This window comes from Streptomyces indicus (assembly GCF_900100315.1).
Lineage (GTDB): Bacteria > Actinomycetota > Actinomycetes > Streptomycetales > Streptomycetaceae > Streptomyces > Streptomyces indicus.
The window spans coordinates 1,431,232-1,457,798 of the sequence record NZ_FNFF01000001.1 but is presented as its reverse complement, the minus strand read 5'-3'; the positions used below and the strand labels follow the sequence as shown (position 1 = coordinate 1,457,798).

Annotated in this window: 30 protein-coding genes; 9 read left to right on the top strand and 21 right to left on the bottom strand. The window is 71.8% G+C overall.

Going from position 1 to position 26,567, the window contains the following annotated elements; translation table 11 throughout:
* Positions 1–12: 12 nt before the first annotated feature.
* A complete protein-coding gene (locus BLT97_RS06435) occupies positions 13–453 on the bottom strand; it encodes an SRPBCC family protein (RefSeq protein ID WP_093607630.1) in 441 nt (146 codons plus the stop codon).
* Positions 454–676: 223 nt separating this feature from the next.
* Here BLT97_RS06435 and mgt point away from each other — a divergent pair, with 223 nt between their 5' ends.
* The 3 genes from mgt (at position 677) to BLT97_RS06420 (ending at position 2,893) form a co-directional block, all read left to right on the top strand.
* A complete protein-coding gene (gene mgt / locus BLT97_RS06430) occupies positions 677–1,870 on the top strand; it encodes a macrolide-inactivating glycosyltransferase (RefSeq protein ID WP_093607629.1) in 1,194 nt (397 codons plus the stop codon).
* Between the two features lie 110 nt (positions 1,871–1,980).
* The gene (locus tag BLT97_RS06425; RefSeq protein WP_093607628.1) at positions 1,981–2,529 is read left to right on the top strand and encodes a DUF1697 domain-containing protein; all 549 of its coding nucleotides are present in this window, start codon (positions 1,981–1,983) and stop codon (positions 2,527–2,529) included.
* On the top strand, positions 2,522–2,893 hold the full coding sequence (locus tag BLT97_RS06420) for a nuclear transport factor 2 family protein (RefSeq protein ID WP_093607627.1): 372 nt from the start codon (positions 2,522–2,524) through the stop codon (positions 2,891–2,893). Before BLT97_RS06425 ends, BLT97_RS06420 begins: the two co-directional genes overlap by 8 nt.
* On the opposite strand, the gene BLT97_RS06415 is transcribed toward BLT97_RS06420, so the two are convergent.
* The 16 genes from BLT97_RS06415 to BLT97_RS06345 all read right to left on the bottom strand — a co-directional run bounded on the left by BLT97_RS06415 (position 2,877) and on the right by BLT97_RS06345 (position 18,087).
* A complete protein-coding gene (locus tag BLT97_RS06415; protein WP_093607626.1) occupies positions 2,877–3,728 on the bottom strand; it encodes an aldo/keto reductase in 852 nt (283 codons plus the stop codon). The genes BLT97_RS06420 and BLT97_RS06415 overlap by 17 nt on opposite strands.
* Positions 3,725–4,258, bottom strand: coding sequence for a GNAT family N-acetyltransferase (locus BLT97_RS06410; protein ID WP_425442649.1), 534 nt, complete (start codon positions 4,256–4,258; stop codon positions 3,725–3,727). Before BLT97_RS06410 ends, BLT97_RS06415 begins: the two co-directional genes overlap by 4 nt.
* 67 nt (positions 4,259–4,325) lie before the next feature.
* Positions 4,326–5,099, bottom strand: coding sequence for a sirohydrochlorin chelatase (locus BLT97_RS06405; RefSeq protein WP_093607624.1), 774 nt, complete (start codon positions 5,097–5,099; stop codon positions 4,326–4,328).
* A 5-nt stretch (positions 5,100–5,104) separates the two neighbouring features.
* Positions 5,105–6,085, bottom strand: coding sequence for an ABC transporter permease subunit (locus BLT97_RS06400; protein WP_093607623.1), 981 nt, complete (start codon positions 6,083–6,085; stop codon positions 5,105–5,107).
* On the bottom strand, positions 6,072–6,881 hold the full coding sequence (locus BLT97_RS06395) for an ABC transporter ATP-binding protein (protein WP_093607622.1): 810 nt from the start codon (positions 6,879–6,881) through the stop codon (positions 6,072–6,074). The genes BLT97_RS06400 and BLT97_RS06395 overlap by 14 nt, the downstream gene beginning before the upstream one ends.
* A 55-nt stretch (positions 6,882–6,936) precedes the next feature.
* Positions 6,937–8,088, bottom strand: a complete 1,152-nt coding sequence (locus BLT97_RS06390; RefSeq protein ID WP_093607621.1) for an aliphatic sulfonate ABC transporter substrate-binding protein — start codon at positions 8,086–8,088, stop codon at positions 6,937–6,939.
* Positions 8,089–8,337: 249 nt separating this feature from the next.
* On the bottom strand, positions 8,338–9,690 hold the full coding sequence (locus tag BLT97_RS06385; protein WP_093607620.1) for a sulfate adenylyltransferase subunit 1: 1,353 nt from the start codon (positions 9,688–9,690) through the stop codon (positions 8,338–8,340).
* Positions 9,691–10,626 carry a sulfate adenylyltransferase subunit CysD gene (gene cysD, locus BLT97_RS06380; RefSeq protein WP_093607619.1) on the bottom strand — a complete coding sequence of 312 codons (936 nt, stop codon included), beginning with the start codon at positions 10,624–10,626 and terminating at the stop codon, positions 9,691–9,693. It lies immediately after the preceding gene.
* The gene (gene cysC, locus BLT97_RS06375; protein WP_176953658.1) at positions 10,623–11,201 is read right to left on the bottom strand and encodes an adenylyl-sulfate kinase; all 579 of its coding nucleotides are present in this window, start codon (positions 11,199–11,201) and stop codon (positions 10,623–10,625) included. The genes cysD and cysC overlap by 4 nt, the downstream gene beginning before the upstream one ends.
* Positions 11,183–11,893, bottom strand: coding sequence for a phosphoadenylyl-sulfate reductase (locus tag BLT97_RS06370; protein WP_093607617.1), 711 nt, complete (start codon positions 11,891–11,893; stop codon positions 11,183–11,185). The genes cysC and BLT97_RS06370 overlap by 19 nt, the downstream gene beginning before the upstream one ends.
* Entirely contained in the window at positions 11,890–12,087 is a 198-nt protein-coding gene (locus tag BLT97_RS06365) for a hypothetical protein (protein ID WP_093607616.1), read from the bottom strand. Before BLT97_RS06365 ends, BLT97_RS06370 begins: the two co-directional genes overlap by 4 nt.
* Before the next feature lie 28 nt (positions 12,088–12,115).
* On the bottom strand, positions 12,116–13,810 hold the full coding sequence (locus BLT97_RS06360; protein ID WP_093607615.1) for a nitrite/sulfite reductase: 1,695 nt from the start codon (positions 13,808–13,810) through the stop codon (positions 12,116–12,118).
* 142 nt (positions 13,811–13,952) lie between these two features.
* Entirely contained in the window at positions 13,953–14,036 is an 84-nt protein-coding gene (locus tag BLT97_RS39070) for a putative leader peptide (protein ID WP_352248988.1), read from the bottom strand.
* Between the two features lie 191 nt (positions 14,037–14,227).
* Positions 14,228–14,782: a GNAT family N-acetyltransferase gene (locus BLT97_RS06355; RefSeq protein ID WP_093607614.1), complete on the bottom strand. Its 555-nt coding sequence runs from the start codon at positions 14,780–14,782 to the stop codon at positions 14,228–14,230.
* A gap of 70 nt (positions 14,783–14,852) precedes the next feature.
* Positions 14,853–16,145, bottom strand: coding sequence for a GAF domain-containing protein (locus BLT97_RS06350; protein ID WP_245769155.1), 1,293 nt, complete (start codon positions 16,143–16,145; stop codon positions 14,853–14,855).
* Positions 16,146–16,440: 295 nt separating this feature from the next.
* Complete coding sequence (locus tag BLT97_RS06345) at positions 16,441–18,087, bottom strand: acyl-CoA dehydrogenase family protein (RefSeq protein WP_093607613.1); 1,647 nt, start codon at positions 18,085–18,087, stop codon at positions 16,441–16,443.
* A gap of 17 nt (positions 18,088–18,104) precedes the next feature.
* Between BLT97_RS06345 and BLT97_RS06340 the strand changes: the two genes are divergently transcribed.
* Positions 18,105–19,289, top strand: a complete 1,185-nt coding sequence (locus BLT97_RS06340) for a YihY/virulence factor BrkB family protein (RefSeq protein ID WP_093607612.1) — start codon at positions 18,105–18,107, stop codon at positions 19,287–19,289.
* Between the two features lie 16 nt (positions 19,290–19,305).
* Here BLT97_RS06340 and BLT97_RS06335 read toward each other — a convergent pair whose 3' ends face one another.
* Complete coding sequence (locus BLT97_RS06335) at positions 19,306–20,211, bottom strand: NmrA family NAD(P)-binding protein (protein ID WP_245769154.1); 906 nt, start codon at positions 20,209–20,211, stop codon at positions 19,306–19,308.
* Between the two features lie 101 nt (positions 20,212–20,312).
* On the bottom strand, positions 20,313–21,173 hold the full coding sequence (locus BLT97_RS06330; protein ID WP_093607611.1) for a fructosamine kinase family protein: 861 nt from the start codon (positions 21,171–21,173) through the stop codon (positions 20,313–20,315).
* Positions 21,174–21,235: 62 nt separating this feature from the next.
* Here BLT97_RS06330 and BLT97_RS06325 point away from each other — a divergent pair, with 62 nt between their 5' ends.
* Together BLT97_RS06325 and BLT97_RS06320 are read left to right on the top strand one after the other, a co-directional pair.
* The gene (locus BLT97_RS06325; RefSeq protein ID WP_093607610.1) at positions 21,236–22,210 is read left to right on the top strand and encodes an AraC family transcriptional regulator; all 975 of its coding nucleotides are present in this window, start codon (positions 21,236–21,238) and stop codon (positions 22,208–22,210) included.
* Positions 22,211–22,417: 207 nt separating this feature from the next.
* Positions 22,418–23,122, top strand: coding sequence for a helix-turn-helix domain-containing protein (locus BLT97_RS06320; protein ID WP_093607609.1), 705 nt, complete (start codon positions 22,418–22,420; stop codon positions 23,120–23,122).
* Between the two features lie 55 nt (positions 23,123–23,177).
* Here BLT97_RS06320 and BLT97_RS06315 read toward each other — a convergent pair whose 3' ends face one another.
* A complete protein-coding gene (locus BLT97_RS06315) occupies positions 23,178–24,068 on the bottom strand; it encodes an NAD(P)-dependent oxidoreductase (protein WP_093607608.1) in 891 nt (296 codons plus the stop codon).
* Between the two features lie 97 nt (positions 24,069–24,165).
* On the opposite strand from BLT97_RS06315, the gene BLT97_RS06310 reads away from it, so the two are divergent.
* On the top strand, positions 24,166–24,525 hold the full coding sequence (locus tag BLT97_RS06310) for a winged helix-turn-helix transcriptional regulator (protein WP_093607607.1): 360 nt from the start codon (positions 24,166–24,168) through the stop codon (positions 24,523–24,525).
* Between the two features lie 30 nt (positions 24,526–24,555).
* Here the strand turns inward: BLT97_RS06310 and BLT97_RS06305 are convergent, their stop codons facing one another.
* Entirely contained in the window at positions 24,556–24,963 is a 408-nt protein-coding gene (locus BLT97_RS06305; protein WP_245769153.1) for a VOC family protein, read from the bottom strand.
* Positions 24,964–25,119: 156 nt separating this feature from the next.
* Between BLT97_RS06305 and BLT97_RS06300 the strand changes: the two genes are divergently transcribed.
* Positions 25,120–25,722, top strand: coding sequence for a hypothetical protein (locus BLT97_RS06300; RefSeq protein ID WP_093607605.1), 603 nt, complete (start codon positions 25,120–25,122; stop codon positions 25,720–25,722).
* A 97-nt stretch (positions 25,723–25,819) separates the two neighbouring features.
* The gene (locus tag BLT97_RS06295) at positions 25,820–26,539 is read left to right on the top strand and encodes a 4'-phosphopantetheinyl transferase family protein (RefSeq protein WP_093607604.1); all 720 of its coding nucleotides are present in this window, start codon (positions 25,820–25,822) and stop codon (positions 26,537–26,539) included.
* The last annotated feature ends 28 nt before the right edge of the window (positions 26,540–26,567 follow it).

The window sequence follows — 26,567 nt, the reverse complement described above, 5'->3', positions numbered from 1 at the left end:
GCGACCCGTCGGTCACGCCTGCCCGTGCCCCTTCGCCGCCTCGCGCTCGGCCATGTTCTTGAACTGGCCCAGGTCGTAGTTGGCCAGCGTGGAGTCGAGGTTCGTGAGCGCCCCCACGTGCTCCACGAACCCCTTCGGGTCGTACTCGATCTGCAGCGTGACGCGACTCGTCGTGTCGCTGAGCCGGTGGAACGTGACCACGCCCGCGTGCTCCACGCCTTGCGTGGTGTGCCACGCGATGCGCTCCTCGGGGATCACCTCGGCCAGCTCGGCCACGAACTCCTTGTCGGCGCCGGGCAGGGCGAGCTGCCAGGCGAACCGCTGCCCGTCGATGCGCTTCACATGCTTCACATGGCTCAGGAAGGACGGCCAGCGCTCGACGTCGTTCCACAGCGTCCAGCTCACCGAGACCGGGGCCTTGACGTCGACGGCTTCGATCAGTGAGGAGCTCACGGAGATGCCTCCTTTGGCATGACTTGTTCGGTACGTCGCCTACGGCCACCCGTGTGCCCGGCAGGGCGGGTCCCATGCCTCGGCGCCCGGTCCTGCAGCAGCGGACCCGGCCTCGGGGACGCGGACCCGGCCTCGGGACCGCGATCCGGCCTCGGGGCCGCGGATCCGGCTCACGAGACGATCCGTCTTGCACGAGACGTCTCGTCTCGTCTAGGGTGAACGCATGACACCTCACAAGCCCGCGCATATCGCCATGTTCTCCATCGCCGCTTCCGGGCATGTGAACCCCAGCCTGGAAGTCATCCGCGAACTCGTCGCCCGCGGCCACCGCGTCACCTACGCGATTCCGGAGTCCTTCGCCGACAAGGTGGCCGCCGTCGGAGCCGAGCCGAAGGTGTGGACCTCGACCCTGCCCACCGACGAGGACCCGGACGCCTGGGGCACCGAACTCATCGACAACATCGAGCCGTTCCTGACCGACGCGCTCCAGGCGCTCCCGCAGCTCGAGAAGCTCTACGAGGGCGACGAGCCGGATCTCGTCCTCTACGACATCACCGCGTATCCGGCCCGCGTCCTCGCCCACCGCTGGGGCGTGCCGATCGTGCAGTTCTCGCCGAACCTCGTGGCCTGGAAGGGGTACGAGGAGGAGGTGGGCAAGCCGCTGTTCGACCCGCTCAAGGAGACCGAGCGCGGGAAGAAGTTCTTCGGCACCTTCGCGGGGTGGATCGCCGAGAACGGCATGGACCTCTCGGTCGAGAACTTCATGGGCCGCCCCGACCGCTGCATCGTCGTGATCCCCAAGGCGCTCCAGCCGAACGCCGACCGGGTCGACGAGTCCGTCTACACCTTCGTCGGCGCCTGCCAGGGCGAGCGCACCGAGGGGGAGTGGCAGCGGCCGGCGGACGCCGACAAGGTGCTGCTCGTCTCGCTCGGCTCCACCTTCACCAAGCAGCCCGGCTTCTACCGGGAGTGCATCAAGGCCTTCGGCGATCTGGCCGGCTGGCATGTGGTGCTGCAGATCGGCAAGCACGTCGATGCTGCCGAACTCGGCGCGATCCCGGCCAACTTCGAGGTGCACTCCTGGGTGCCCCAGCTGGCGATCCTGCGCCAGGCGGACGCGTTCCTCACCCACGCCGGCGCGGGCGGCAGTCAGGAGGGTCTGGCCACCGCGACCCCGATGGTCGCGGTGCCGCAGGCCGTGGACCAGTTCGGCAACGCCGACATGCTCCAGGCCCTCGGCGTCGCCCGGCACGTCCCGGCCGAGGAGGCCACGGCCGAGGTGCTGCGCGAGGCCGTGCTCGCCCTGGCCGCGGACCCGGAGGTCGCCCGCAGGCTCGCGGAGCTCCAGGCGCAGACCGCGGCCGAAGGCGGCACCAAGCGCGCGGCCGACCTGGTGGAGGCCGAACTGCGGGGCTGATACCGCCTCCGGCCCAGCCCCCGGCCCGGGCCTCTCCGGCCACCCCCGGACGGCCGTCGGAATCCCGGCGGCCGTCCGCGGTTGTCGGTGCCTGCCTTTATCGTTCGGACATGACGAAGACTTACGCGGCACTGCTGCGCGGTATCAACGTCGGCGGCCGCGCCAAGGTCCCCATGGCCGAGCTGCGCACGCTGCTCACCGGCCTGGGATACGGCGGCGTGGCCACGCATCTGCAGAGCGGCAACGCGTTCTTCACGACGGCCGAGGGCGACGAGGAGAGCCTCGCCGCCGAGCTGTCGGCGGCCATCGAGAAGCAGTTCGGCTTCCCGGTGGACTGCCTGGTCCGCGACCATGCGTATCTCCAGGCCGTCGCCGAGGCCTGCCCGTTCCCGGCCGCGGACCTGGAGCCCAAGCAGCTGCACGTCACCTACCTCTCGCAGCAGCCGGACCCCGGGCGCTACGAGGAGATCGACCAACCCTCCTTCCTGCCCGAGGAGTTCCGGTTCGGCGACCGCTGCGTCTACCTCTACGCACCCGACGGGCTCGGCCGCTCCAAGCTGGCGGAAATCCTGTCGCGCCCGCGGATGACCAAGGGCATGATCGCCACCACGCGCAACTGGAACACCGTCACCAAGCTTGTGGAGCTGACCCATGGCTGAGCAGTCCGCCGCCGTCACCGCCGCCATCGAGGGCGAGCTGCTGCTGCTCGACCCCGAGGTGCGCCGGGACCCGGAGCGGGTCGGGGCGCTGCTGCACGAGGAGTTCACGGAGTTCGGGGCGTCCGGGGCCTTCTGGGACCGCACGTCGATGCTGGAGGCCATCGCCACGTCGGACTTCGACGGGGGCACGCAGTTCGTCGCCTCGCGCATGCGCGGGGTTCAGCTCGCCGACGACCTGGTCCAGCTCACGTTCGACACCGAGAACGGGGGACGGCACGCCCACCGCAGCTCCCTGTGGCGGCTCACCCCCGAGGGCTGGCGGCTCTGGTTCCACCAGGCGACGCTGTTCACCCCGCAGAGCTGAGCCCGTCCAGCTCCGCCATCTCCTGCGCGCCCAGCCGTACCGCTCCCGCGTCCAGGTTCTCCTCCAGATGCGCGAGCGTCCCCGTGCCCGGCGTCGGGCACAGGGCGGGGGAGTGGTGGAGCAGCCAGGCCAGGGCGATCTGGCCGGGCGTCGCGTCGTGCGCCCGCGCGATCCGCGCGCACACCGGATCCTCGGTCAACACCCCGTTGCCCAAAGGGAACCAGGGCAGGAACGCGATCCCGTGCCGCTCGCACAGCTTCAGGAGCTCGTCCGAGGCGCGGTCGAGCAGGTTGTAGCGGTTCTGGACCGAGGCGATCGGGACCAGGTCGAGGGCGAGCGCGCGCGTCAGGTCCTCCGCGGTGACCGTGTCCAGACCCGCGTACCGGATCTTGCCCTCGGCCCGCAGCTCGGCCAGCGTGCCCAGCTGGTCCGCGAGCGGCACCTCGGGGTCGAGGCGGTGCAGCTGGTAGAGGTCGATGCGGTCGGTGCGCAGCCGGCGCAGGCTCGCCTCGCACATCGCGCGCACGGTCGCGGGCCGGCCGTCGATGCGCCGGGTGTCCGGACCGGTGCGCACCACACCGCCCTTGGTGGCGATCACCAGGTCGGAGGGGTACGGGTGCAGGGCTTCGGCGACGAGTTCCTCGGCGATCCACGGTCCGTAGTTCTCGGCGGTGTCGATCAGCGTGACGCCCCGCTCGACCGCCCGCCGCAGCACCGCGGTCATGTCCGCCGCCGGGCCGCGCGGCCCCCAGTAGCCGGGGCCGGTGAGCTGGGCGGTGCCGTAACCGAGGCGGCGGACGGGCAGTTCACCGCCGAGCAGGAAATGATCGATCATTCTCCGACGGTATCGGAGCCCCGCCGGTGGGTGAGCAGCTGGGTCGTGCTGCCGTCGTCCTCGCGGACGTCCTTGGTGTGCACGAAACCGATCTTCTTGAGGACCTTGAGCGAGCGCGCGTTCTCCGCGTTCACGGTCGCGTGCACCTCCGTCAGGCCCAGCTCCTCGTGTCCGTACGCCGTGAGGGCGGCGGCCAGTTCGGTGCCGAAGCCGTGGCCCCAGCTGCGCGCGGTGAGCCCGTAGACGATCTCGTGACCCTTGAGCCAGGGCTCGGGGGAGGGCTTGATCTCGGCGTGGCCGATGTAGCGGCCCTCGTGGCGCACCGCCCAGACCGGGAAGCGGTCCTCGGCGTAGATCAGGCTGAAGATCCGGCCGAACAAGGCGTGGTCCTCGGCGACGGGCCGGCGTTCGGGACCCTCCCAGAACCACTGGCCGGACGCGCTGTCCTGGAAGAGCGCCACGAAATCCGCTTCATCCGTGGGGACATACGGGGACAGAACCAGGCGTTCCGTACGCAGTTCGGGAGTCACCTGGCCGACGCTAGGCAAACCGCCGCGTCCCGGCAACTGCATTCCGGACACAACCTGAGGACTTTCCTCACGCCGTGAGCGCGGGTTCGAGCGAGGCGGCCGCACGGCACTCGTCGTAGCGGTCGGCAAGGAGCCGCGCCACCTCCGGTGCGGGTCCGAGCACCTCGGCGAGGACGTCGGCGCCGGCCTCGCGCGCCCCGTTCGCGATCCGGTCCGGCAGGAAGCCGGGCGCGAGGACGTACGGCGCGACCGCGACGCGCCGTACGCCCTGGGCGCGCAGCTCCCGCACGGCGTCCTCCGTGCGGGGAAGAGATGCGGAGGCGAACGCGGGCCGCACGGCACACCAACCGGTGCGCCGCCACTCCCGCGCGATTTCTGCGATCACCGCGATCGCCTCCGGGTCCGAAGAGCCCGCCGAGGCCAGTACGACCCCGGTCGAGCCACGTTCACCGGGGCGCACCCCGGCTTCGTACAGCCGCCGCTCCAGCGCGCCGAGCAGCAGCGGCGACGGGCCGAGCACCTCGGCCTGCCGGATCCGCAGCCGTGGAAGGCGCACCGCGGCCTCCTGGAGCACGGCCGGAATGTCGGCCTTCGCGTGGAAGGCGCGGGTCAGGAGCAGCGGCAGCGCCACGACGTCCCGTACCCCGTCGGCGTCCAGACGCTCCAACACCCGGGGAACGGAAGGGGCGTTGAAGTCCAGGAAGCCCGTCTCCACGCGCAGGCCGGGGCGCAGCGCCCGCACCCGGTTCACCAGGGCGTGCACGGTCGCGGCATGGCGCGGGTCGCGGCTGCCGTGGGCGACGACGAGGAGCGTGGGGTGCGGGGAGGTCGTGGTGCGCATGGAGGTCAGCCCCTCGCGAGCAGGCCGCGGCTGCGCAGGACACGGCGTTCGATGGGCGCGAAGATCAGCAGCTCGATGCCGATGCCGACGATCAGGATCAGCAGGATCGCGCTCAGCACCCAGGACATGTCCTGCAGTTCACGGCCCTGTTCGAGCAGTTGGCCGAGACCGACGCCCAGGTCGGCGGCGTTCACGATCAGCTCGGCCGCCATCAGGGAGCGCCACGAGAAGGCCCAGCCCTGCTTGAGGCCCGCGATGTAGCCGGGCAGCGCGGCGGGCAGCAGGACATGGCGTACGCCGTTGAGTCCCGTCGCGCCGATCACGCGGCCGGCCCGCAGATACAGCGGCGGCACCTGGTCCACACCGGCCACCAGGCCGTTGGCGATCGACGGCACGGCGCCGAGCAGCACGACCGCGTAGATCGTGGCGTCGCTCAGACCGAACCAGATGATCGCGGCCGGCACCCAGGCCACGGAGGGCAGCGACTGGAGTCCGGAGAGGATCGGTCCGATCGCGGCCCGCACCACCTTGACCCGGGCCACGATCAGACCCAGCGGGGTGCCGATCGCCACCGAGATGAGGAAGCCGAGCGCGCCACGGGACAGCGAGGTCCATACGTAGTCGAGCAGCGTGCCCTCGAGCCACTTCTCCTGGAGCGTGCGGCCCACGTCCGCGGGGCTCGGGAGCAGGTAGTGCTCCTTGACCTTGAAGTGGTACGCGAGCTGCCACAGGACCAGGACGAGGGCGACGGCCACGATCGGGGGCAGCGCCTTGGAGAGCAGCTTGCGGCCGAAGGCGGTGCGCTGCGCGGTCTGCGTCTCCAGGGCGTCCAGGCCCGCTTCGAGACCGGCGAGGTCGGCGCCGTTCTCCTTCGGCGCCTCCCGCGCGTCTGGCCGCGCGTCTGGCCGCGCGTCTTCCCGCGCGTCCGGCCGTGTCTCCGGCTGTGCGTCCGGCGTATCGGACGTGGTGGTCTCAGTGCTGGCCATGTCGGCGGATCTCCCCCCGCAGTTGTTCGGTGATCTCGATGGAGAGGTCGGCGACCGCGCTGTCCTCGATCCGGCGCGGCTGCGGGATCCCGACCTCCCACTCACGGGCGATCCGCCCGGGGCGCGAGGAGAGCAGGACGACCCGCTCGGCGAGCCGGACGGCCTCGCGCACGTTGTGCGTGACGAACAGGACGGAGAGGTTCGTCTCGCGCCAGATGCGGGTCAGCTCGTCGTGCAGGACGTCCCGCGTGATGGCGTCGAGCGCGGCGAACGGCTCGTCCATCAGGAGCAGTTGGCTGTCCTGCGCGATGGCGCGGGCCAGCGCGACGCGCTGGCGCATACCGCCGGACAGCTCGTGCACGCGCTTGCCGTACGCCCCCTTGAGCCGCACGATCTCAAGGAGCCGCTCGGCCTCGTCGCGCCGCTCGGACTTGGCGAGTCCGCGCATCTTCAGGGCGAGTTCGATGTTCTTGCCCGCGGTCAGCCACGGGAACAGGGCGTGCTCCTGGAACATCAGGGCCGGACGCCCGCCCGGCACCTCGATCTCGCCGGCGCTCGGCTTGTCGAGGCCCGCGACGAGGTTGAGGAGCGTGGACTTGCCGCAGCCCGAGGCTCCCAGGAGGGTGACGAACTCGCCCGGCGCGACATCGATCGTGATGTCGTCGAGGACGAGCTGCTGCGCGCCCGGCCGGCCGAACGACTTGGAGACATGGGAGATCCGCGCGGCGTACGCCGGATCCGTGGCGGACGCCGTGGTCGACTTGTCCACCGCGGCCTCGGTGAGCGTGGCTGCCATGACCGTCACCTCCTGGGAGTGGGCTTGCGAAGGGGTTGCGTGACGCGGTGCTGCGCTACTTGGCGCCGAGTCCGGCGTCGTCGACCGAGGGCTTGCCCGCGGCGCTGAGCACCTTGTTCAGCGGACGCAGGTCGTAGATGCCGTCGAGCAGCGGGTCCTTGAGCAGCCCGGCCTTCACCGCGTGCTGGGCCTCGTCGCGCAGGGTGGCGGCCAGCGGGTCGTCGAGGAAGTCGACGTTCTCGAAGGCCGGGTCGATCACCTCGGCCGGCAGGGCCTTGCCGGTCTCTTCCTTGAGCACGTCGTTGATGGCCTGCTTGGCCTCGTCCGGGTTCTCGTTGATCCAGGCGTTGGTGTTCACCGAGCCGCGCAGGACGGCCTCGACGACCTTCGGGTACTTCTCCAGGAACTCCTGGCGGACGATGATGTTCGTGATCACGAACTTGCCGTCCTTCCAGAGCTTGCGCTCGTCCAGCAGGACCTTGCCGCCGTCGGCCACCAGCTTGGACGCGGTGGGCTCGGGCACCCAGGCACCGTCGATGTCGCCGTTCTTGAAGGCGATCGGCGTGACCTTGTTGTCCGTACGGGCGATGTTGACGTCGCCCTTGCCGCTGGTCGCGTCGACCTTGTAGCCCTTCTCGGCCAGGTAGTTGAGCAGCGCCACGTCCTGGGTGTTGCCGAGCTGCGGGGTCGCGATGGTCTTGCCCTCGAGGTCGTCGAGCGACTTGATCTTCTTGGGGTTCACCACCAGCGAGACACCGCCGGAGGCGGAGCCGGAGATGATGCGCAGGCTCTTGCCCTGGGACTTGGTGTAGCCGTTGATCGAGGGCGAGGGGCCGATCCAGCCGATGTCGATGGCGCCGGAGTTGAGGGCCTCGATCTCGGCGGGGCCCGCGTTGAAGACCTGGGACTTGACCTTGGTGCCGCCCAGTTCCTTCTGGATCAGGCCGCCCTGGCCGAGGCCGACGAGGGCGGTGCCGTGGGTGACGTTGGCGAAGTAGCCGATCTTCACTTCGCCGAGTCCGTCGATGGCCTTGCCCTGGGCGACGGGGGAGGCGTCCGAGCCCTTGTCCTCCGACTTGGAGCCGTAGCCGCAGGCGCTGAGCGCGAGCAGCGGGAGGGTGAGGGCGGCGACGGCGAGGCGCTGGCGCTTGGCCGAGCGGGTGGAGCGGGTGGTACGGGCAAAGCTGTCGGAACTGGTGGCAGGCACGGGAGGTGATCCTCTCGGAGGCCCGGTTCTTACGTCCCCCTCAAGTGCGGGTACGCGGCCGGGAGTTCGGCAGGTCTTCGTCTGTGTCGTACGGGCAGGGCGTGCTCACGGGTGCGAACGCGCGGGTCGCGCGGGGCGTGCATACAGGTCAGCGCACACATCGCACGACACCCCCGGTCCCGGCACCCAGGGCGCCGCTGCCGACCCGGCCGCCCTCCTTCGCGAAGGTCGCGTACACGTCGATGGCCATCAGAAATCCCAGCCCTCTTCATCGGGGGTGGACGGAGCGGGCTCCTCGCCCTGTGCGAAGGCCTCGCCCGACATGCCGGCGGCGAGCGTGGTGCCGTCCGCCGGGTCGATCAGCAGGAAGGAGCCGGTACGCCGCGAGTCGGCGTACGCGTCGAGCGCGAGCGGTTCGGCCGTGCGGACCTTCACGCGGCCGATGTCGTTGGCGACCAGCTGTCCCGGCTCGGCGTGCTGCGAGAGGTCGTCGAGCGTGAGCCGCGACGGGATCTCCTTGACGATCGCCTTGACCGTACGGGTGGTGTGCTTGAGCAGCACGCGCTGGCCGACCGTGAGCGGCTGGTCCGCGACGTGGCAGACCGTGGCCTCGATGTCCTGGCTGGTGGCCGGGGCGTCGTGGGCCGGCACGATCAGGTCGCCGCGCGAGATGTCGATGTCGTCCTCCAGGAGGAGCGTCACCGACTGCGGGGTCCAGGCCACGTCGACCTTCTCGCCGAGCAGGTCGATCCCGGCGATCTTCGAACTCCGCCCGGAAGGAAGGACCTTGACCTCCTCGCCGACCCGGAAGGTGCCGGCGGCGATCTGGCCCGCGTACCCCCGGTAGTCCGGGTGCTCGGCGGTCTGCGGCCGGATCACGACCTGCACGGGGAAACGCGCGTGGCAGGTGGCGAGGTCATGGCTGACCGGCACCGTCTCCAGGTGCTCCAGGACGGTGGGGCCCGCGTACCAGTCCATGTGCGCGGAGGGCTCCACCACGTTGTCCCCGGCGAGCGCGGAGATCGGGATGGCGGTGATCTCCGGGACGCCCAACTCCTTGGCGTACGTGGTGAATTCGGCCGCGATCCCGGCGAACACGGACTCCTCGTACTCGACGAGGTCCATCTTGTTCACCGCGAGCACCACGTGCGGGACGCGGAGCAGCGCGGCGATCGCGGCGTGCCGGCGGGTCTGCTCGACCACACCGTTGCGGGCGTCGACCAGGATCACCGTCAGCTCGGCGGTGGAGGCGCCGGTGACCATGTTGCGGGTGTACTGCACATGGCCCGGGGTGTCGGCCAGGATGAAGCGGCGCCGTGCGGTGGCGAAGTAGCGGTAGGCGACATCGATGGTGATGCCCTGCTCGCGCTCCGCGCGCAGCCCGTCGGTGAGCAGCGCGAGGTCGGGCGCGTCCTGGCCGCGGCTCGCGGAGACCCGCTCGACGGCTTCGAGCTGGTCGGTGAGCACGGACTTGGAGTCGTGCAGGAGCCGGCCCACGAGGGTGGACTTGCCGTCGTCGACGGATCCTGCGGTGGCGAACCGCAGCAGCGTGGTCGCCGAGAGGCCTTCGATGTCGGTCAACTGACCGGTGGTGCTGGACATTTAGAAGTACCCCTCGCGCTTGCGGTCTTCCATCGCGGCCTCGGACAGCTTGTCGTCGGCGCGGGTCGCCCCTCGTTCGGTGAGCCGGGACGCGGCGATCTCGGTGATGACCTGCTCCAGGGTCACCGCGTCGGAGTCGACGGCGCCGGTGCAGGACATGTCGCCCACGGTGCGGTAGCGCACCAGGCGCGTCACGACCGGCTCGTTCTCCTTCGGGCCGCCCCACTCGCCGGCGGTCAGCCACATGCCCGAGCGCTGGAACACCTCGCGCTCGTGCGCGAAGTAGATCTCCGGCAGCGCGATGCCCTCGCGGGCGATGTACTGCCACACGTCCAGCTCGGTCCAGTTGGACAGCGGGAACACGCGGACGTGCTCGCCGGGTGCGTGCCGGCCGTTGTACAGGTTCCACAGCTCGGGGCGCTGGCGGCGCGGGTCCCACTGCGAGAACTCGTCGCGCAGCGAGAACACCCGCTCCTTGGCGCGCGCCTTCTCCTCGTCGCGGCGCCCGCCGCCGAAGACCGCGTCGAACTTCTCACTCGCGATCTTCTCGGTGAGGGGCACGGTCTGGAGCGGGTTGCGGGTGCCGTCCGGGCGCTCCTTGAGCACCCCGCGGTCGATGTAGTCCTGCACGGAGGCCACGTGCAGCCGCAGCCCGTGCTCGGCCACCACGCGGTCGCGGTACTCGATGACCTCGGGGAAGTTGTGCCCCGTGTCGACGTGCAGCAGCGAGAACGGGATCGCGGCCGGACGGAAGGCCTTGAGGGCCAGGTGCAGCATGACGATGGAGTCCTTGCCGCCGGAGAAGAGGATCACCGGCCGCTCGAACTCGCCCGCCACCTCACGGAAGATGTGGACGGCCTCGGACTCCAGGGCGTCCAAGTGGCTGAGCGCGTACGGGGAATCGGTCTCCCCGGCGACGGAAGCTACGGTCGTCACGCCAGACCCCTCTCACTGAGCAGCGCATGAAGCGCCGCGGCCGACTCCTGCACGGTCTGGTCCTGCGACTCGATCCGCAGATCCGGTGACTCGGGCGCTTCGTACGGGTCGTCGACCCCGGTCAGGCCGGAGATCTCGCCCGCCGCCTGCTTGGCGTACAGACCCTTCACATCGCGTACGGAGCACACGTCCACGGGGGTGGCCACATGCACCTCCAGGTAGGGCGTGCCCTCGGTCTGGTGGCGCTTGCGGACCGCCTCGCGGCTGTCGGCGTACGGGGCGATGACCGGGACGAGCACCTTCACGCCGTTGGACGCGAGCAGTTCGCTCACGAACCCGATGCGCTGCACGTTGATGTGCCGGTCCTCGCGCGAGAAGCCGAGGCCCGCCGAGAGGAACTCGCGGATCTCGTCCCCGTCGAGCACCTCCACACGGTGGCCCTCCGCGCGCAGCCGGCCCGCGAGTTCGAGCGCGATGGTGGTCTTGCCCGCGCTCGGCAGTCCGGTGAGCCAGATGGTGGCTCCGGTCACGTTGCTCTCCTTGGCAGTTCCTGAACTCATCCGTGCAGCCCGCATTCCGTCTTGGCCCGCCCGGCCCAGCGGCCCGAGCGCGCGTCCTCGCCCTCGGCGACCCGGAAGGTGCAGGGCGCGCAGCCGATCGACGGGTAGCCGTCGTCCAGCAGCGGGTTGGTCAGGACGCCGTGTTCGGCCACGTACGCGTCCACGTCCTCCTGGGTCCAGCGGGCGATCGGCGCGATCTTGACCTTCTGCCGCTTCTCGTCCCAGCCGACGACCGGGGTGTTCGCGCGGGTCGGGGACTCGTCGCGGCGCAGACCCGTGGCCCACGCGTCGTACGAACCCAGGCCCTGCTCAAGGGGCTTGACCTTGCGCAGCGCGCAGCACAGGTCGGGGTCGCGGTCGTGCAGCTTCGGCCCGTACTGGGCGTCCTGCTCGGCCACGGACTGCACGGGCGTGAGCGTGATGAGGTTGACGTCCATCACCGCGCCCACCGCGTCCGCGGTGCCGAGGGTCTCCGGGAAGTGGTAGCCGGTGTCGAGGAAGACCACGTCCACGCCGGGCAGGGCGCGCGACGCGAGGTGGGCGACCACCGCGTCCTCCATCGAGGAGGTCACGCAGAAGCGCGGGCCGAAGGTCTCGGCCGCCCACGTGAGGATCTCCAGCGGGGTCGCGTCCTCCAGGTCGCGCCCCGCCTGCTCGGCGAGCTCCTTGAGCTCGGCCTTCGAACGTGTCGTCTGAGCCGTGGTCATATCTCGTCCCCTCCACCGGAGTTGACTGCCTGATCGGCGGTCCGCCGAACTCCCCGGGCGAGCAGCCCGAGGAACTTCAGCTGGAAGGCGCGGTTGCACGCCGCGCATTCCCAGGCGCCGTGACCTGTCTCGTTGGGGCGCAGATCCTCGTCCCCGCAGTACGGGCAGTGGAAGGGCGCCGCTCGCTCGCTCATGCCGTGCCCCTCGCCTCGTTCGCCGCGCTCACGAGAGGGCCTCCTCCGAGGCGCGGGCGGTCCAGGTCGCGAACCGCTCTCCTTCCTCGCGCTCGGCCTCGAACCGCTTGAGGACCCGCTCGATGTAGTCGGGCAGCTCGGCCGAAGTGACCTTCAGACCGCGGACCTTGCGGCCGAACCCGGCCTCTAGACCGAGCGCGCCGCCGAGGTGCACCTGGTAGCCCTCGACCTGCTCGCCGTTGTCGTCGAGCACCAGCTGGCCCTTGAGACCGATGTCCGCGACCTGGATACGGGCGCAGGCGTTGGGGCAGCCGTTGATGTTGATGGTGATCGGCTCGTCGAACTCGGGGATGCGGCGCTCGAGTTCGTCGATCAGCGAGGCGCCGCGGGCCTTGGTCTCGACGATCGCCAGCTTGCAGAACTCGATGCCGGTGCAGGCCATCGTGCCGCGCCGGAACGGCGAGGGGTTGACCGTCAGGTCGAGCGCTTCGAGCGCCTCCACCAGGGACGGGACCTGGTCCTCGGCGACGTCGAGCACCAGCATCTTCTGCTCGGCGGTGGTGCGGAGGCGACCCGAGCCGTGGGCCGCGGCCACCTCGGAGATCTTGGTGAGGGTGGCACCGTCCACGCGGCCGACGCGCGGCGCGAAGCCCACGTAGAAGTTGCCGTCCTTCTGCCGGTGCACCCCGACGTGGTCGCGCCAGCGGCCCACGGGCTGCGCGGGCGCGGGCCCGTCGATCAGCTTGCGCTTCAGGTACTCGTCCTCCAGGACCTGGCGGAACTTCTCCGTGCCCCAGTCGGCGACCAGGAACTTCAGGCGGGCGCGGGTGCGCAGCCGGCGGTAGCCGTAGTCGCGGAAGATCGAGATGACGCCCTCGAAGACATCGGGCACCTCGTCGAGCGGCACCCACGCGCCGAGGCGCTGGCCGATCTTCGGGTTGGTGGACAGACCGCCGCCGACCCAGACGTCGAACCCGGGCCCGTGCTCGGGGTGTTCGACGCCGACGAAGGCGATGTCGTTGATCTCGTGCGCCACGTCGAGCAGCGGCGAGCCGGAGATCGCGGACTTGAACTTCCGCGGCAGATTGGAGAACGCGGGGTTGCCCACGATGCGGCGGTGGATCTCGTCGAGGGCGGGCGTGCCGTCGATGATCTCGTCCTCGGCGATGCCCGCGACGGGCGAGCCGAGGATCACGCGCGGGGTGTCACCGCAGGCCTCGGTGGTGGACAGGCCCACCGCTTCGAGCCGGCGCCAGATCTCGGGCACGTCCTCGATACGGATCCAGTGGTACTGGATGTTCTGCCGGTCCGTGATGTCCGCGGTGCCGCGCGCGAACTCCTGCGAGATCTCACCGATCACCCGCAGCTGCTCGGTGGTGAGGCGGCCGCCGTCGATCCGGACGCGCAGCATGAAGTACTTGTCGTCCAGCTCCTCGGGCTCGAGGATGGCCGTCTTTCCGCCGTCGATCCCGGGCTTGCGCTGGGTGTACAGACCCCACCAGCGCATCCGTCCGCGCAGGTCGTTGGGGTCGATCGAGTCGAAACCCGTCTTGGAGTAGATCGTCTCAATACGTGTCCGCACATTGAGACCGTCGTCGTCCTTCTTGAACTGCTCGTTGCCGTTGAGCGGAGTGAAGTGACCGACGGCCCACTGACCCTCGCCGCGGTGGCGTCCCGGCCGGCGGCGTGGGGCGGGTGCGGGCTTCTCGGGGGTGGCGGCCATGGGCGTGTCCTTCACTGCAGATGAGCGGCTCTGACCTGCGCAAACGCGGGATTTCAGGCGTACGGGAGTACGCGCGCGTCATTGCGCCAGGTCATCAAAGAGAGGTGGAGCGTGGGGAATTGCGAGCGTGGTGCTGAGAGCTTCAGCGCGCCGGACAGATGGCGCTGGACACGCGGCCGAGGTCGACGTGACGCCGACTCACCAAGGCAATTCCAGCTCGAGACATGACGGAAGCGTGGCACGGGACTTTGGACCCAGTCCAGCATCGTCCATCATGCGGACATGGATGTCCCGTATCGCGAGACAATGTGGCCCGGGTCACCTGGACCGTATCGGTGCAGGTCACCCGGGCCGCGCGGGGGCGGATCGCCCCGGCAGGTCAGGTGCGGCAGGCTGCCGCGGGTGCGAGGGGCCGCGTCACCATGCGCGCGACGGGCGCTCGGCCTCCTCCGCCACCTTCGTGTCGAACAGGCGGAAGCCCCGCCGCCGGTAGTTGTCCATCGCGTGCTCGCCGTCGAGGCTGCACGTGTGCAGCCACACCCGCTTCGTCGGGGTGCGTCCCGGCCAGCGCTCGGCGAGGTCCCAGGCGCGCGCGGTGCCGTACGACAGGAGGTGGCCGCCGATGCGGCGGCCGCGGAAGGCCGGGATCAGGCCGAAGTAGACGATCTCCACGACCCCCTCGTCCTGCGGGTCGAGCTCCACATAGCCGGCCGGCGTCCCCTTCTCGTACGCGACCCACGTCTCGACCCCCGGACGCTCCAGGTGCTGCTGCCACTCCTCGCGGCTGAGCGCGAGCCGGTCCGTCCAGAAGATGTCGCCGCCGACGGCCGAGTAGAGGAAGCGGCTGAAGTCCGCGGAGGGCACCTCGGCCCGCTCGATGCGCACGCCGGCCGCGGGATCCGGTTCGCGTGCGGGCCTGAGGTCGGCGGGCGAGGTCTGCTCCAGGGACCAAGTGGTCACAGTGATGCTCATGGTGCCCAGCGAACCATGGGGCGGCTCGCGCTCCCAAAGGGGGCCCGAGACCGTCTAGGCCTGCCTGCGCTCAGACCCGCTCGCCCCGCCGCGCCCGCACCACCGTCCGCACCCTCGACTGGGGCAGCAGGTCGGCCGGGTCGTCCGGGAGCGTCACGCGGACGTCCACGTCCTCGCGGAAACGATACGGCCGGCCCTCCAGGAGCCCCGCCAGATACCGCCGTATCCGCGACAGCTCGGCGCGCACGGTCACCGCGCGGCCGGGGTCGCCGAACAGCTCGCCGGCCAGCGCGGGCGCGGTGCTGCCCGTGGGCGAGACGGCCAGCAGGTAGAGCAACTCGGCGTGGCGCGGGGTCAGTTCATGGGTCCAGCTCCCCGTGTCGCCGGTCACGGTGACGGTCCAGTGGCGCGGACTGCTCAGGTCGAGCAGCACCGTGGCGGACGTGCCGGGCCTGCCGTCCTCGCTCTCGTCGGGCCGCAGCAGCCAGCCGCCGGGCAGCGGCTCGATCCGGCACTCGCCGAGCGAGGGCAGCCAGGCCCGGCCCGGCCCGAACGACTTGGGCAGCGCGATCCGGTCGGCCGGCGCCATGCCCGTGACGGCGGCGGTCCAGCCGTGGGAGTCCACGACGAGCGCCCGGCCCTTGATCCCGGCGAGCAGCGGTACGGCCGTGGTGCGCAGCCGGTCCAGGGTGGTCAGATGCCGGGTGCGCAGCTCGGCCTCGGCGAGCCGGGTCACCGAGTGCACGAGGGCGAGGGTCGCCGGATGCATCGTGTCGAGCGGTCCGCTCACATCGACCACGCCGATGAGACGGCCGTCCCGCGGATCGGTCACCGGGGAGCCCGCGCAGGTCCAGTTGTGATGGGTCCGTACGAAATGCTCCGCCGAGAACACCTGCACCGGGCGGCGGGTGATCAGCGGCGTGCCGACCCCGTTGGTGCCCACGGTCGCCTCGGTCCAGTCCGCGCCCAGCTCGAAGCCGTGGCCGTCGGCCATCCGCAGCACGGCCGAGGAGCCCTCGCGCCACAGCACCCGTCCCTCGGTGTCCGCGACCACCATGATGTGCTGCGCCGCGTCGGCGATGGACACGAGTCCGCGGCGCAGCTCCGGAAGCACCTCGGCGAGCCCCGAGGAGCGCCGGCGCTCCTCCAGCTCCTCGCGGGACAGCAGCCCGTTGCGCACATCGCGGTCCGGGTCCACGCCGCCGCGCAGCATCCGCCCCCAGGACTCCTCGATCACCGGGCGCGGTTCGACCGGCGGCCGCTGCCCGGAGAGCGCGGCGTCGCGCACGCCCCTGAGCACCCGGGCCGCATGGACGGAGTCCATCGCCGCCAGCCTGACCAGGTCGATCGTTGCATTCGTCACCGGAGCCTCCCACAACACCAGTGCGCATCGTGCTTCACCCGTCGCCGCACCGGTCCCCCCGAACAGGGGGACCACGGAGGGCGGTTCGTGAGGTCCCGTCGCCGCGGGCCCCCACGATGCAACCCCTTGCAACTCTCGCGGACAAGCGCGCGGCCGACCGAAAATGAACCGGCCGCCGCTTCTGCGGCGTTCATGCCCGCCTGACTACGGGGCCATGAGGCGGGGGTGGTGCCGTGTCGGCGCAGCACCACCCCCGCGACCACGAGGGCGTTCCGCCACCGGGACCCGGCGCGGCTCATGCCACCGGACGCGCGCGCTCCACGACCGCCTCCAGATCCAACGTATGCGGCAGGGTGCCGAACGACACGCCCCAGTCACCGCCGAGACGTGAGGCACAGTACGCCTCCTCGACATACGACGGGGCGAACCGCACGAGCAGTGAGCCCTGGAGCACCACGGCCATCCGCTCCACGAGCCGGCGGGCGCGCGCCTCGATGCCGCTCAGGTCGGCGAGTTCGGTGAGCAGCGACTTGATGGCCGCGTCGAGCCGGTGGTCGGCCCCGCGCGCCTGCCCCACCTCGCGCAGGAAGGCGTCGAAGGCCTGCGGTTCGCGTTGCAGGACGCGCAGCACGTCGAGCGCCTGCACGTTCCCGGCGCCCTCCCAGACGGAGTTGAGCGGGGACTCGCGCAGCAGCCGGGGCATCCCGGACTCCTCGACGTAGCCGTTGCCGCCCAGGCACTCCAGGGCCTCGGCCACCAACGGCGTACATCTTTTGGTCACCCAGTACTTGGCGACCGGTACCGCGAGCCGCAGAAAGGCCCGCTCCTGCGCACTGCCTTCGCCGTAGGCGCCGTCGTACGCCGCCGCGAGCCGGAGCGCCAGCGTGGTCGCCGCCTCCGACTCGACCGCGAGGTCGGCCAGGACGTTGCGCATCAGCGGTTTGTCGACAAGGAGACCGCCGAACGCGCTGCGGTACGCGGTGTGATGGACCGCCTGCGCCACCGCCTGCCGCATCAGGGCCGCCGAACCCGTCACGCAGTCGAGCCGCGTTGCCGCCACCATCTCGATGATGGTGCGCACCCCGCGCCCCTCCTCGCCGACCCGGCGCGCCCACGTCCCGTCGAACTCCACCTCGCCCGACGCGTTCGACCGGTTGCCCAGCTTGTCCTTGAGCCGCTGGATCGCGAACCGGTTGCGCGTCCCGTCCTCGAGGACCCGCGGCACCAGGAAGCAGGTCAGCCCGCCCGGCGCCTGCGCGAGCACCAGGAAGGCGTCCGACATCGGCGCCGAACAGAACCACTTGTGTCCGGTCAGCGCGTACGTCCCGGCCTCCGCGAGCGCCTCGGCCCGCGTCGTGTTGGCGCGCACGTCGCTGCCGCCCTGCTTCTCCGTCATGCCCATCCCGACGAGCGCACCGGCCTTCTGCGCCAGGGGCCTGAGCCCCTCGTCGTACACGAGCGAGCTGAGCTTCGGCTCCCAGACGGCGGCGAGCTCCGGCTCGTGGCGCAGCGCGGGCACCGCCGCGTGCGTCATCGACAGCGGACAGCCGTGCCCCGCCTCGACCTGCGTCCACACCAGGAATCCGGCCGCCCGCCGGACGTGACCGTGCTCACGCGTCCACGCGCCGGTCAGGCCCGCCCCGACCCCCTTGGCGAGCAGCCGGTGCCAGGCCGGGTGGAACTCCACCTCGTCGATCCGGTGCCCGTACCGGTCATGCGTGTGCAGCACCGGCGGATGCCGGTCGGCCTGAACACCCCATGTCTGGGCCTGGGTCGAACCGGCCGCACGCCCCAGCGCGCTCAGCTCCTCCCGCACCTCCTCGCGCAGCCCTTGCGGCAGATGGCGCTCGACGCCCTCCGCCAGAGCCCGGTCGGCGGCGAACACGTCGTATCCCACCAGGGGCTCGGCCTGGTTGGTGACGGTGTGGGTGGGTGCGGTCATGCGGATACGGTAAGGACGTGCACCAGGCAAAAGAAACACCCGAGCGCCCCTCGGGGCGGCTCCACCGGGCCCGCGCCGTGTATCGCAACGTGTCCAAGCGCAGGACCGCCTGGCTGCTTCTCAAGGACACGGTCAACTCGTGTATCGAGTACCGCATTCTGGGCCTGGCCGCCGAGGCCGCGTTCTTCACGCTCCTGTCGGTGCCGCCGCTGCTGCTCTCGCTGGTCGGCCTGCTCGGTTACGTGGACGCCTGGACCGGCGCCGAGACCATCCAGTCCGTACGGGACAACATCCTGGAGGCGGCCCGCACCGTGCTGTCCGACCGGGGTGTGCACGACATCGCGGAGCCGATCCTCGACGACGTGCTCAAGGGCGGCCGGCCCGATGTGATCTCGCTCGGCTTCATCCTCGCGCTGTGGTCGGGCTCGCGCGCCGTGACGGTGTTCATCGACACCATCACCGTGATGTACGGGCTCGACGGCGTGCGCGGCATCGTGAAGACCCGGCTCCTGGCCTTCCTGTTGTTCCTGGTGGCCCTGGTGATCGGCTCGGTGGCGCTGCCGCTGATGGTGGCCGGGCCCGACGCGGTGCTCCAGCTCGTGCCGATGAGCGACTCCGTGGTGCAGATCCTGTACTGGCCCACGGTCATCGTGCTCGGCATCGTCTTCCTCACCACGCTCTACCACGTGTCGGTGCCGGTGCGTTCGCCGTGGATCGAGGACGTGCCCGGGGCGCTCGTGGCGCTCGGCATGTGGGTGCTCGGCAGCTTCCTGCTGCGGATCTACCTCACCAACACCGTGGAGGGGCCGACCATCTACGGATCGCTGGCCGCCCCGGTCGCGGTGCTCCTGTGGATCGGTGTCTCGGCCTTCGCGGTCCTGGTCGGCGCGGCGGTGAACGCCGCGATCGACCGGGTCTGGCCCTCCATCGCGACGGCCGCGGCCCGCGAGGCCAACGAGCGGATGCGGGAGGCCAAGGCCGTCGAGAAAGTGGCGCGCGCGGCCGCCGCGCGGGCCGCCGCCGAGGACGACGACCCGGACGATCCGGACATGCCCTCCGAATTCCCCGAGCGCTGGGCGCAGTTCCTGCCCCCCGACGACGTCACCTCGCGGCTGCGCACCCATGCGAAACGGCACGGAGAGCCGCGCCCCCCGAAGCAGCCCTCGACGAAGGACACCCCCGGGGAGCACGGCGGGCCCTGAGCGCCCGGGGCCTGCCTCAGGCCTTCCAGGTCCCGGCCGACGCGTGCTCCCGTACGAACTCCTCGAAGGTGCGCGGCGCGCGCCCCAGCGCCTGCCGGACCCCGTCCGTGACCGAGGCATTGTGCCCGTCCAGCATCGTCTCGAAGAGCTCGACGAGGAACTCCGCCACCGGTCCGGGCGTTCCGATCTCGGTGAGGATCTCGCCGTAGGCCTGTGCAGGTACGGGGATGTACGGGATCTCCCTGCCGGCCGCCGCGCCGATCTCCTCGACGGCGGTGCGGAACGAGAGCAGCCGCGGTCCGGTGACGTCGTACGCCTTGCCGATGTGCGCCTCGTCGGTCAGCGCGGCCACCACGATGTCCGCGATGTCCCGTGTGTCGATGAAGGGTTCGAGGGTCTCCCCGGCGGGGAACGCCAGCTCGCCGGTCGCCTGCATCCCGCCGTACATCTCGCCCTCGCTGAAGTTCTGCATGAACCACGCGGCCTGCACGATCGTCCAGTCCGCCCCCGAGTCCCGCAGCGCCCGCTCGGCCGGCGCGGCCTGCGGCTCGCCGCGCGCCGAGAGCAGTACGAGCCGCCGTACGCCCTTCTCCAGGGCCTTCGCGGCGAGGGCCGCGACGTCCTCGGCCGTCCCGGGGGCGCCGATGTCGAAGTAGTGCGCCAGGTACACCGCGTCCACCCCGTCGAGCGCCGCGTCCCAGGTCGAGCGGTCCGTCCAGTCGAAGGGGACGGCCGCGGACCGCGACCCGCGCCGCACGTCGAGCCCGGCCCGCTCGGCGGCCTCCGCCACGACCCGCCCGGTCTTGCCGGTCGCCTGGGTCACGAGCACGGTCCGGATCCGCCGGTGGTGGTCGGTCCGCCCGGTCTGCTGGTTCTCCGTCTGCTGCTTCTCCGCCTGCTGGTTCTGCGTCTGCTGTGTCATGACTCCAGTGAACGGCCGTACGGCCCCGGCTCCCATCGCCGAGACGCTCGGCGGCATACGCGTGCGTCTCGCGTGCCGGAAGCCCGTCCTGACCTCGGGGTTCAGAGGCGGAGCGCGGCGCGTGCGGCCTGAAGGGTCTGCCCGGCGTACGAGCGGCCGAAGAGGACCGTGTGCACGAGGAGCGGGAACAGCTGGTGCAGCGGGACGCGCTCGCGCCGGCCCTCGGACAGCGGTCCCGCCTGCGCGTACCCGTCGAGGACCGCCGCGAGGTGCGGGCAGCCGAAGAGTTCGAGCATGGCCAGGTCGGTCTCGCGGTGGCCGCCGTGGGCGGCGGGATCGATCAGATACGCGGGACCCGCCGCGCTCCACACCACGTTGCCGTTCCACAGGTCGCCGTGCTGCCGCGCCGGCGGCTCGGGCGGTCCCGCCAGCTCGGGCAGCCGCGCGCACACCTCCTCCACGACGGCGGCCTCGCGCCGCTCCATGGCGCCCTCGTCCACCGCGCGCCGCAGATACGGCAGTACGCGGTGCTCCGCGTACCACTGCGGCCAGTTGTCACCGGTGACATTGCGCATCGGTGCCTGCCCGATGTACGCCTCGACGGGGCCGCCCGGCGGCGGCGCGCCGAACTCCGGTGCGCCCGCGGCGTGCAGCCGCGCCAGACCGCGGCCAAGACCGACGGCCGCCTCGCGGGTCGGACGCCCTTCGGCCACCAGCTCGGTCACCAGCCAGCGCCGGTCGCAGCCGAACACCTCCGGCACCCGGACCGCACCCGGCGCGGCCAGCCAGCGCAGCCCCGCCGCCTCGGCATGCGTCGCCTCCGGCGCGTCGTCCCGTTTCACCATCACCCGCCGCCCGTCGGCGAGTTCGACCTCCGTGAGGGCGCCGGACCGCGGCCGTACGTGCGCCGCCGCCTGCCCTGTGTGGTGCGCGGCGGCGGCACCGGGACCGTCGGGAAGCATGGGGGCAGCGTACGCGCGCGAGCAGCTCACGGCCCGCGGGCCTGCGGCCTACGCTGAGCGCCATGGACGCTCTCGCCGGTCTCCTCGAAGGCCCCCGCGCCAAAGGCGCGTTCCTCATCCGGGCCTGCTTCGACCCGCCCTGGTCCGTACGGATCGAGGACCGCGCACCCGTGAGCGTGATGGTGATGCTGCGCGGCGAGGGCTGGCTCATCCCGGACGACGGGGAGAAGATCCACCTCGGCACCAACGACATCGCGGTGGCCCGCGGACCCGAGCCGTACGTCTGCGCCGACGACCCGGCCACCGAGCCGCGCGCGGTGATCCTGCCGGACGGCCGGTGCACGGCGCCGGACGGCAGCGAGGCCAAGGACTACATCGACCTCGGCACCCGCACCTGGGGCGGGCGCACGGACGGCGCGGCGGTGATGCTGGTCGGCACGTACCAGATGCAGGGCGAGCTGAGCTCCCGCCTGCTCGACGCACTGCCGCCGCAGCTGGTGCTGCGCAAGGACGTCTGGGACTGCAAGCTGACCCCGCTGCTCGCCGAGGAGATCGTGCGGGACGAGCCGGGCCAGGAGGTGGTGCTCGACCGGCTGCTCGACCTGCTGCTCATCGCGACGCTGCGGGCCTGGTTCGCCTCGCCGGAGGCCTCACCTCCCGCCTGGTACCTGGCACTTGGGGACCCCGTGGTGGGCGTGGCGCTGCGGGCGCTCCAGGACGACCCCGCGCATCCGTGGACGGTCGCGGAACTCGCCGCGCGGGCGGGCGTCTCACGGGCCGCGCTGGCCCGCCACTTCACCGAACTCGTCGGCGAGCCGCCGATGGCGTACCTCACGGGCTGGCGCCTCGCGCTGGCGGCGGACCTGCTGCGGGACACGGCGCTGACGGTCGGGGCGATCGCCCGCAAGGCGGGCTACGGAAGCCCGTTCGCCCTGTCGACCGCCTTCAAGCGGGAGTACGGGGTGAGCCCGGCGGAGTTCCGGGAAGGGCGGGGTGGGGCGGGCTTGGGTGCGGGGGTGCCGACGGGTCTTCGGTGAAGCGGCCGGTGGCCCTCGGGCGGTGTGCCGACGGGCCTTCGGTCATGCGCCCAGCTCCCCTTGGGCCGTGTGCTCGGTGTACCTGGCGGTCGGTGGGCAGTGCCGGGTGGGAGTTCGAGCGCGCGGCCGGTGCACCTGGCGCGGGAGGGCCGACGGGTTGCGGGCGCCGCTTGCCCGGCCGTACTGCGGCAGGCCTACCCTCGACGTATGTACAGCGAGCGGGCCTCGGTGTTCCCCGGGGCCGTGGTCTGGAGCCGCGCGCCGCGGGAGCGGGAGCGGGGCGACGCCGCCTACCCCGTGCTGCCCGACGGCTGCATGGACCTGCTGTGGCTCGACGGGCGCCTGGTCGTCGCCGGTCCCGACACCCGCGCCCACCGGCCCGCCGACGGACCGCCCGCCGCCGTCTCCGGCATCCGTTTCGCACCCGGCACCGCACCCGCCCTTCTCGGCGTGCCGGCCCGCGAACTCCTCGACCAACGCGTGGAGTTGGCCGACCTCTGGCCCGCCGCACGCGTCCGCCGGCTCGCGCACCGGATCGAGGCGGCCCGCGATCCCCGTACGGGACTCGAGGAACTCGCCCTCGCCCGCGCCGCCGACACCGCACCGGCCGACCCCGCGCTCCGGCACGCGGCCGAGCGGCTCGCCCAAGGGGCCGCGGTCGCCGAGGTCGCGGCCGAGACCGGGCTCGGCGCGCGGACCCTGCACCGCCGCTCCCTGGCCGCCTTCGGCTACGGGCCCAAGACGCTGGCCCGCATCCTGCGCCTCCAGCGCGCGCTTGAGCTGGCACGCGGCGGGCTCTCGCCGGCCGAGGCCGCGGCTGCTGCGGGCTACGCCGACCAGCCCCATTTCGCCCGTGACGTAAGGGACTTGGCCGGCCTGACGCTCGGGGAGCTGCTCGCCCTCACACCGTGACGCCGAGCAACTCCCCGCCTCCGGCCGACTTCCCGCCTCCGGCCGACGCCCCGCCTCACTTCCCGAGCAGCTCCGCCATCCGCGCCGTGCCCTCCTCGGGGCTGCCGACCTCCAGGGTGCGGCTCATCAACGCGTAGTACGGCAGGAGCAGTTCGGAGCTGATGCCCTGGCCCTCGGCCGTGTCCAGCAGGGTCTGGTTCCCGGCCACCTGCATGGCCAGGTTAGAGACCACGTCGGAGGTGAAGTCGCGGGTCTTCAGGTGGACCGCCTCCTGGTGCACCGCCGGTGCCATCGCCGTGAGCCAGTCGCCGAGCAGCTGGGCGAAGGCAGACAGGTCGATGTCCTCCTCCCGTACGAGGGCGAAGGCGTGGGTGATCCCGGCGAACATGCCCGACATCGCGCTCAGGAGCGCCACGTCGTGCAGCGCCGCGAACCCGGCGTCCTCGCCGACATAGGAGGTGCCGGCCGGCACCGCGAGCACCTCGCGGTACTGGTCGAACAGAGCCTGCGAGCCGCTGTAGAACACATAGCCGCCGGCCTCCGGGGCACCGATCATCGGCGGCACGGCCATGATGCCGCCGTCGAGGTAGCGGGCGCCGCGCTCCCGGGCCCACTCCGCGCGGGCCCGGGCCTGCGCGGGGGTGCTGGTGATCAGGTTGACCACGTCCTTGCCGTTCAAATCGGCTCCCGCCAGCGCCTCGTCCACCGAGGCGTCGTTCAGGAGGCAGACGATGACCAGCCGGTTCGCGGCGACCGCGGCCGCCGCGCTCGCGGCGACCCGGGCCCCTTCGGCGGCAAGCGCCTCGGCGCGGGCGGGGGTGCGGTTCCAGACGGTCAGCGGGTGGCCGGCGTCGAGCCAGGTGCGGGCGAGCGCGGTGCCCATGGCGCCGAGTCCGAGCAGGGTGACAGGGGTCTTCGAAGCCGTTGCGGCGTTGTTGTTCTCCATGTCCTTCAGCCTCGTACCGGCCCAAAGCATGATCAAGTACGCACTTGGAAGTGGGTGGTTACCCTGAAGTGAGCGAGCAGGTCGGAAGGGTGGGGACATGGCGACGGTGAATCGTCCGGTCGAGGACGGGGACCACATCTGCGGCATCGACACGGCCATGGAGGTGATCGGCGGCAAGTGGAAGGTGCTGATCCTCTGGGCACTCCACGAGCGCCCGCACCGCCGCTTCGGAGAGCTGCGGCGGCTGCTTCCCGGCGTGACCGAGAAGGTGCTCGCCTCGCATCTGCGCGAGATGGAGGCGGACGGGATCGTGCAGCGCATCTCGTACGAGGAGGTGCCGCCCCGCGTCGAGTACTCCCTGACGAAGGATGGCATGTGCCTCAACGACGCCCTGGAGCCGCTGGCGGCCTGGGGGCGTGACCGGGTGACCGCGGCGGGCGCGTCCGCATCCGGCTAGTTCTCCGGACCGGCCGGGGCTCGGGTCCGGCTAGCTCTCCAGGGGAGCGAAGAGGTCCACTCCGTTCCCGTCCGGGTCCTGGACCGTCGCGTAGCGCTGGCCCCAGAACGCGTCGAACGGCTTGAGTTCGGTGCCGGCCCCCGCCGCCGTGAGCGCCTCGTACTGCGCGTCCACGTCGGCCGGGCTCGCGCACAGGAAGGCGAGGTCGATCCGCCCGCCGGGCGCGGGCGGCTGCCAGCCGGGGTGGAAGGAGCGCAGCGTCTCCTCGGTGTCGAGGGCGAAGCGCAGTCCGCCCGGCAGGGTCACCTCCACATGCGGCTCGCGCTCGGCCCCTGCGGGGAAGCCGAGGCCGAGCCGCCGGTAGAAGGCGACCGAGGCGGCCATGTCCGAGACGACGATGCCGATCATGTCGAAGCGTGGTGCGGGGTGCGTGGTCATGCGACGACCGTAGGCCGGGCGGCGGTGCGGCGTCTTGAACGAATCGGACACCATGCGCCTCCCGGTCGCGCGGTCGTACGGACGCGATCCGGACCCTGAGTCCTCCCTTCCGCCCCACCGTCCCCAAGAGGCCGCGCCCTGGGCGAAGATGCGCCCATGAACAGACTCGCGCGGTACGCGCCCGCCGCCCTCCTGCCGCTGCTCCTGACGGCCTGCGGCACCGAATCCGCCGGCTCCGGCGGCCCCGCCCCCGACCGGGCCGCCCTGGAGGCGCGGGCGCAGGCGGCGCAGATCGACATCGCCAAGGTGTACGTCACCGAGGCCGAGGGGTTCGAGCTCGCGAGCCAGTCCGTCGGCGTCGTCGGTGCCGACGGATTCCAGGCCACGTACATACGCAAGGACACCCCGGCCGCGCAGCTCACGCTGTCCGTGGACGCGGGCACGATGGACGCGGCCTCCTGCCCCGGCCCCGAGTCCGCGCGCTGCGAGCGGGACGGCGAACACTGGTACCGCAGCACGGACGCCGGCCACGCGTACGTCCTGCCGGTCGACGGCGTCCTGGTCCGCCTGAGCGCCGACCGTTCCGCCGTCGACCGGGAGACGCTGCGCGAGGCCGCCGAGAAGGCGCACCGGGCGAGCGACGCCGAACTCGACGCCGTCCTGCCGGAGTCCTCCGGCGGCACGGGCGGGGTGGAGCGCGGCGACCTGCCGGCCGAGGGCGACGGGGCGCCTCAGGACCCGCCGGGCGCCGGCGGGTGAAGCCGCGACGAGGGCTGACGGTCCTCGGACCGTGCGCCGTGGCCGACGTATGCCGGTGTCCGGACCGCCCCGCCACGCCGCCGTCTAGAGTCGACGCATGATCCACCGAGCCGAACCGGAGCAGCAGGAGGAGCGCCCGGAGCCCAAGGAGTACGGCCGCCACCCGCTGCCGGCCGGCCCGCTTGCGTACCCCGAGGTCTGGCTGGTCCGCGCGGCCGCGGCGGCCGAGCTCCCCGATGTGCTCGACGCGGCCGAGCGGGAGCGCGCGGCCGCCCTGCGCCGCCCTCAGGACCGGGCGGTCTACGAGGCCTCGCACCGGGCGCTGCGCGTTCTCGCCGCCGCCCGCCTCGGCCTCGACCCCGCGGCGCTGGCCTTCCGGCGCGAGCGCTGCCCGGGCTGCGGCGGCCCGCACGGCCGGCCCGCGCTCGCCGGCCACCCGGAGCTCCAGTTCTCGCTCTCGCACAGCGGCGGTCTCGCGCTCGTCGCCTTCGCCGCCGTACCGGTCGGCGTCGACCTGGAGGCCGTGCCCGCGCCCGCGGCCGTGCACGACGTCGCCGCCGCCCTGCACCCGCAGGAACGTGCCGAACTCGGGCAACTGCCGCCCGCCGCACGCCCGTCGGCGTTCGCGCGCTGCTGGACCCGCAAGGAGGCGTACCTCAAGGGGACCGGCGAGGGGATCGCGGGCGCGGCGTTCGCGGCCACGGTCGTCGGCACGGGTGAGCATCCGTGCCCCGTACCCGGCTGGACGCTCACCGACCTGAGGGTCGACGAGGGCCACGCCGCTGCACTCGCCGTCCGGCACGCTCCCGTCCCGTAACGCGCCGTCCGGCACGCCCCCCGTCCCG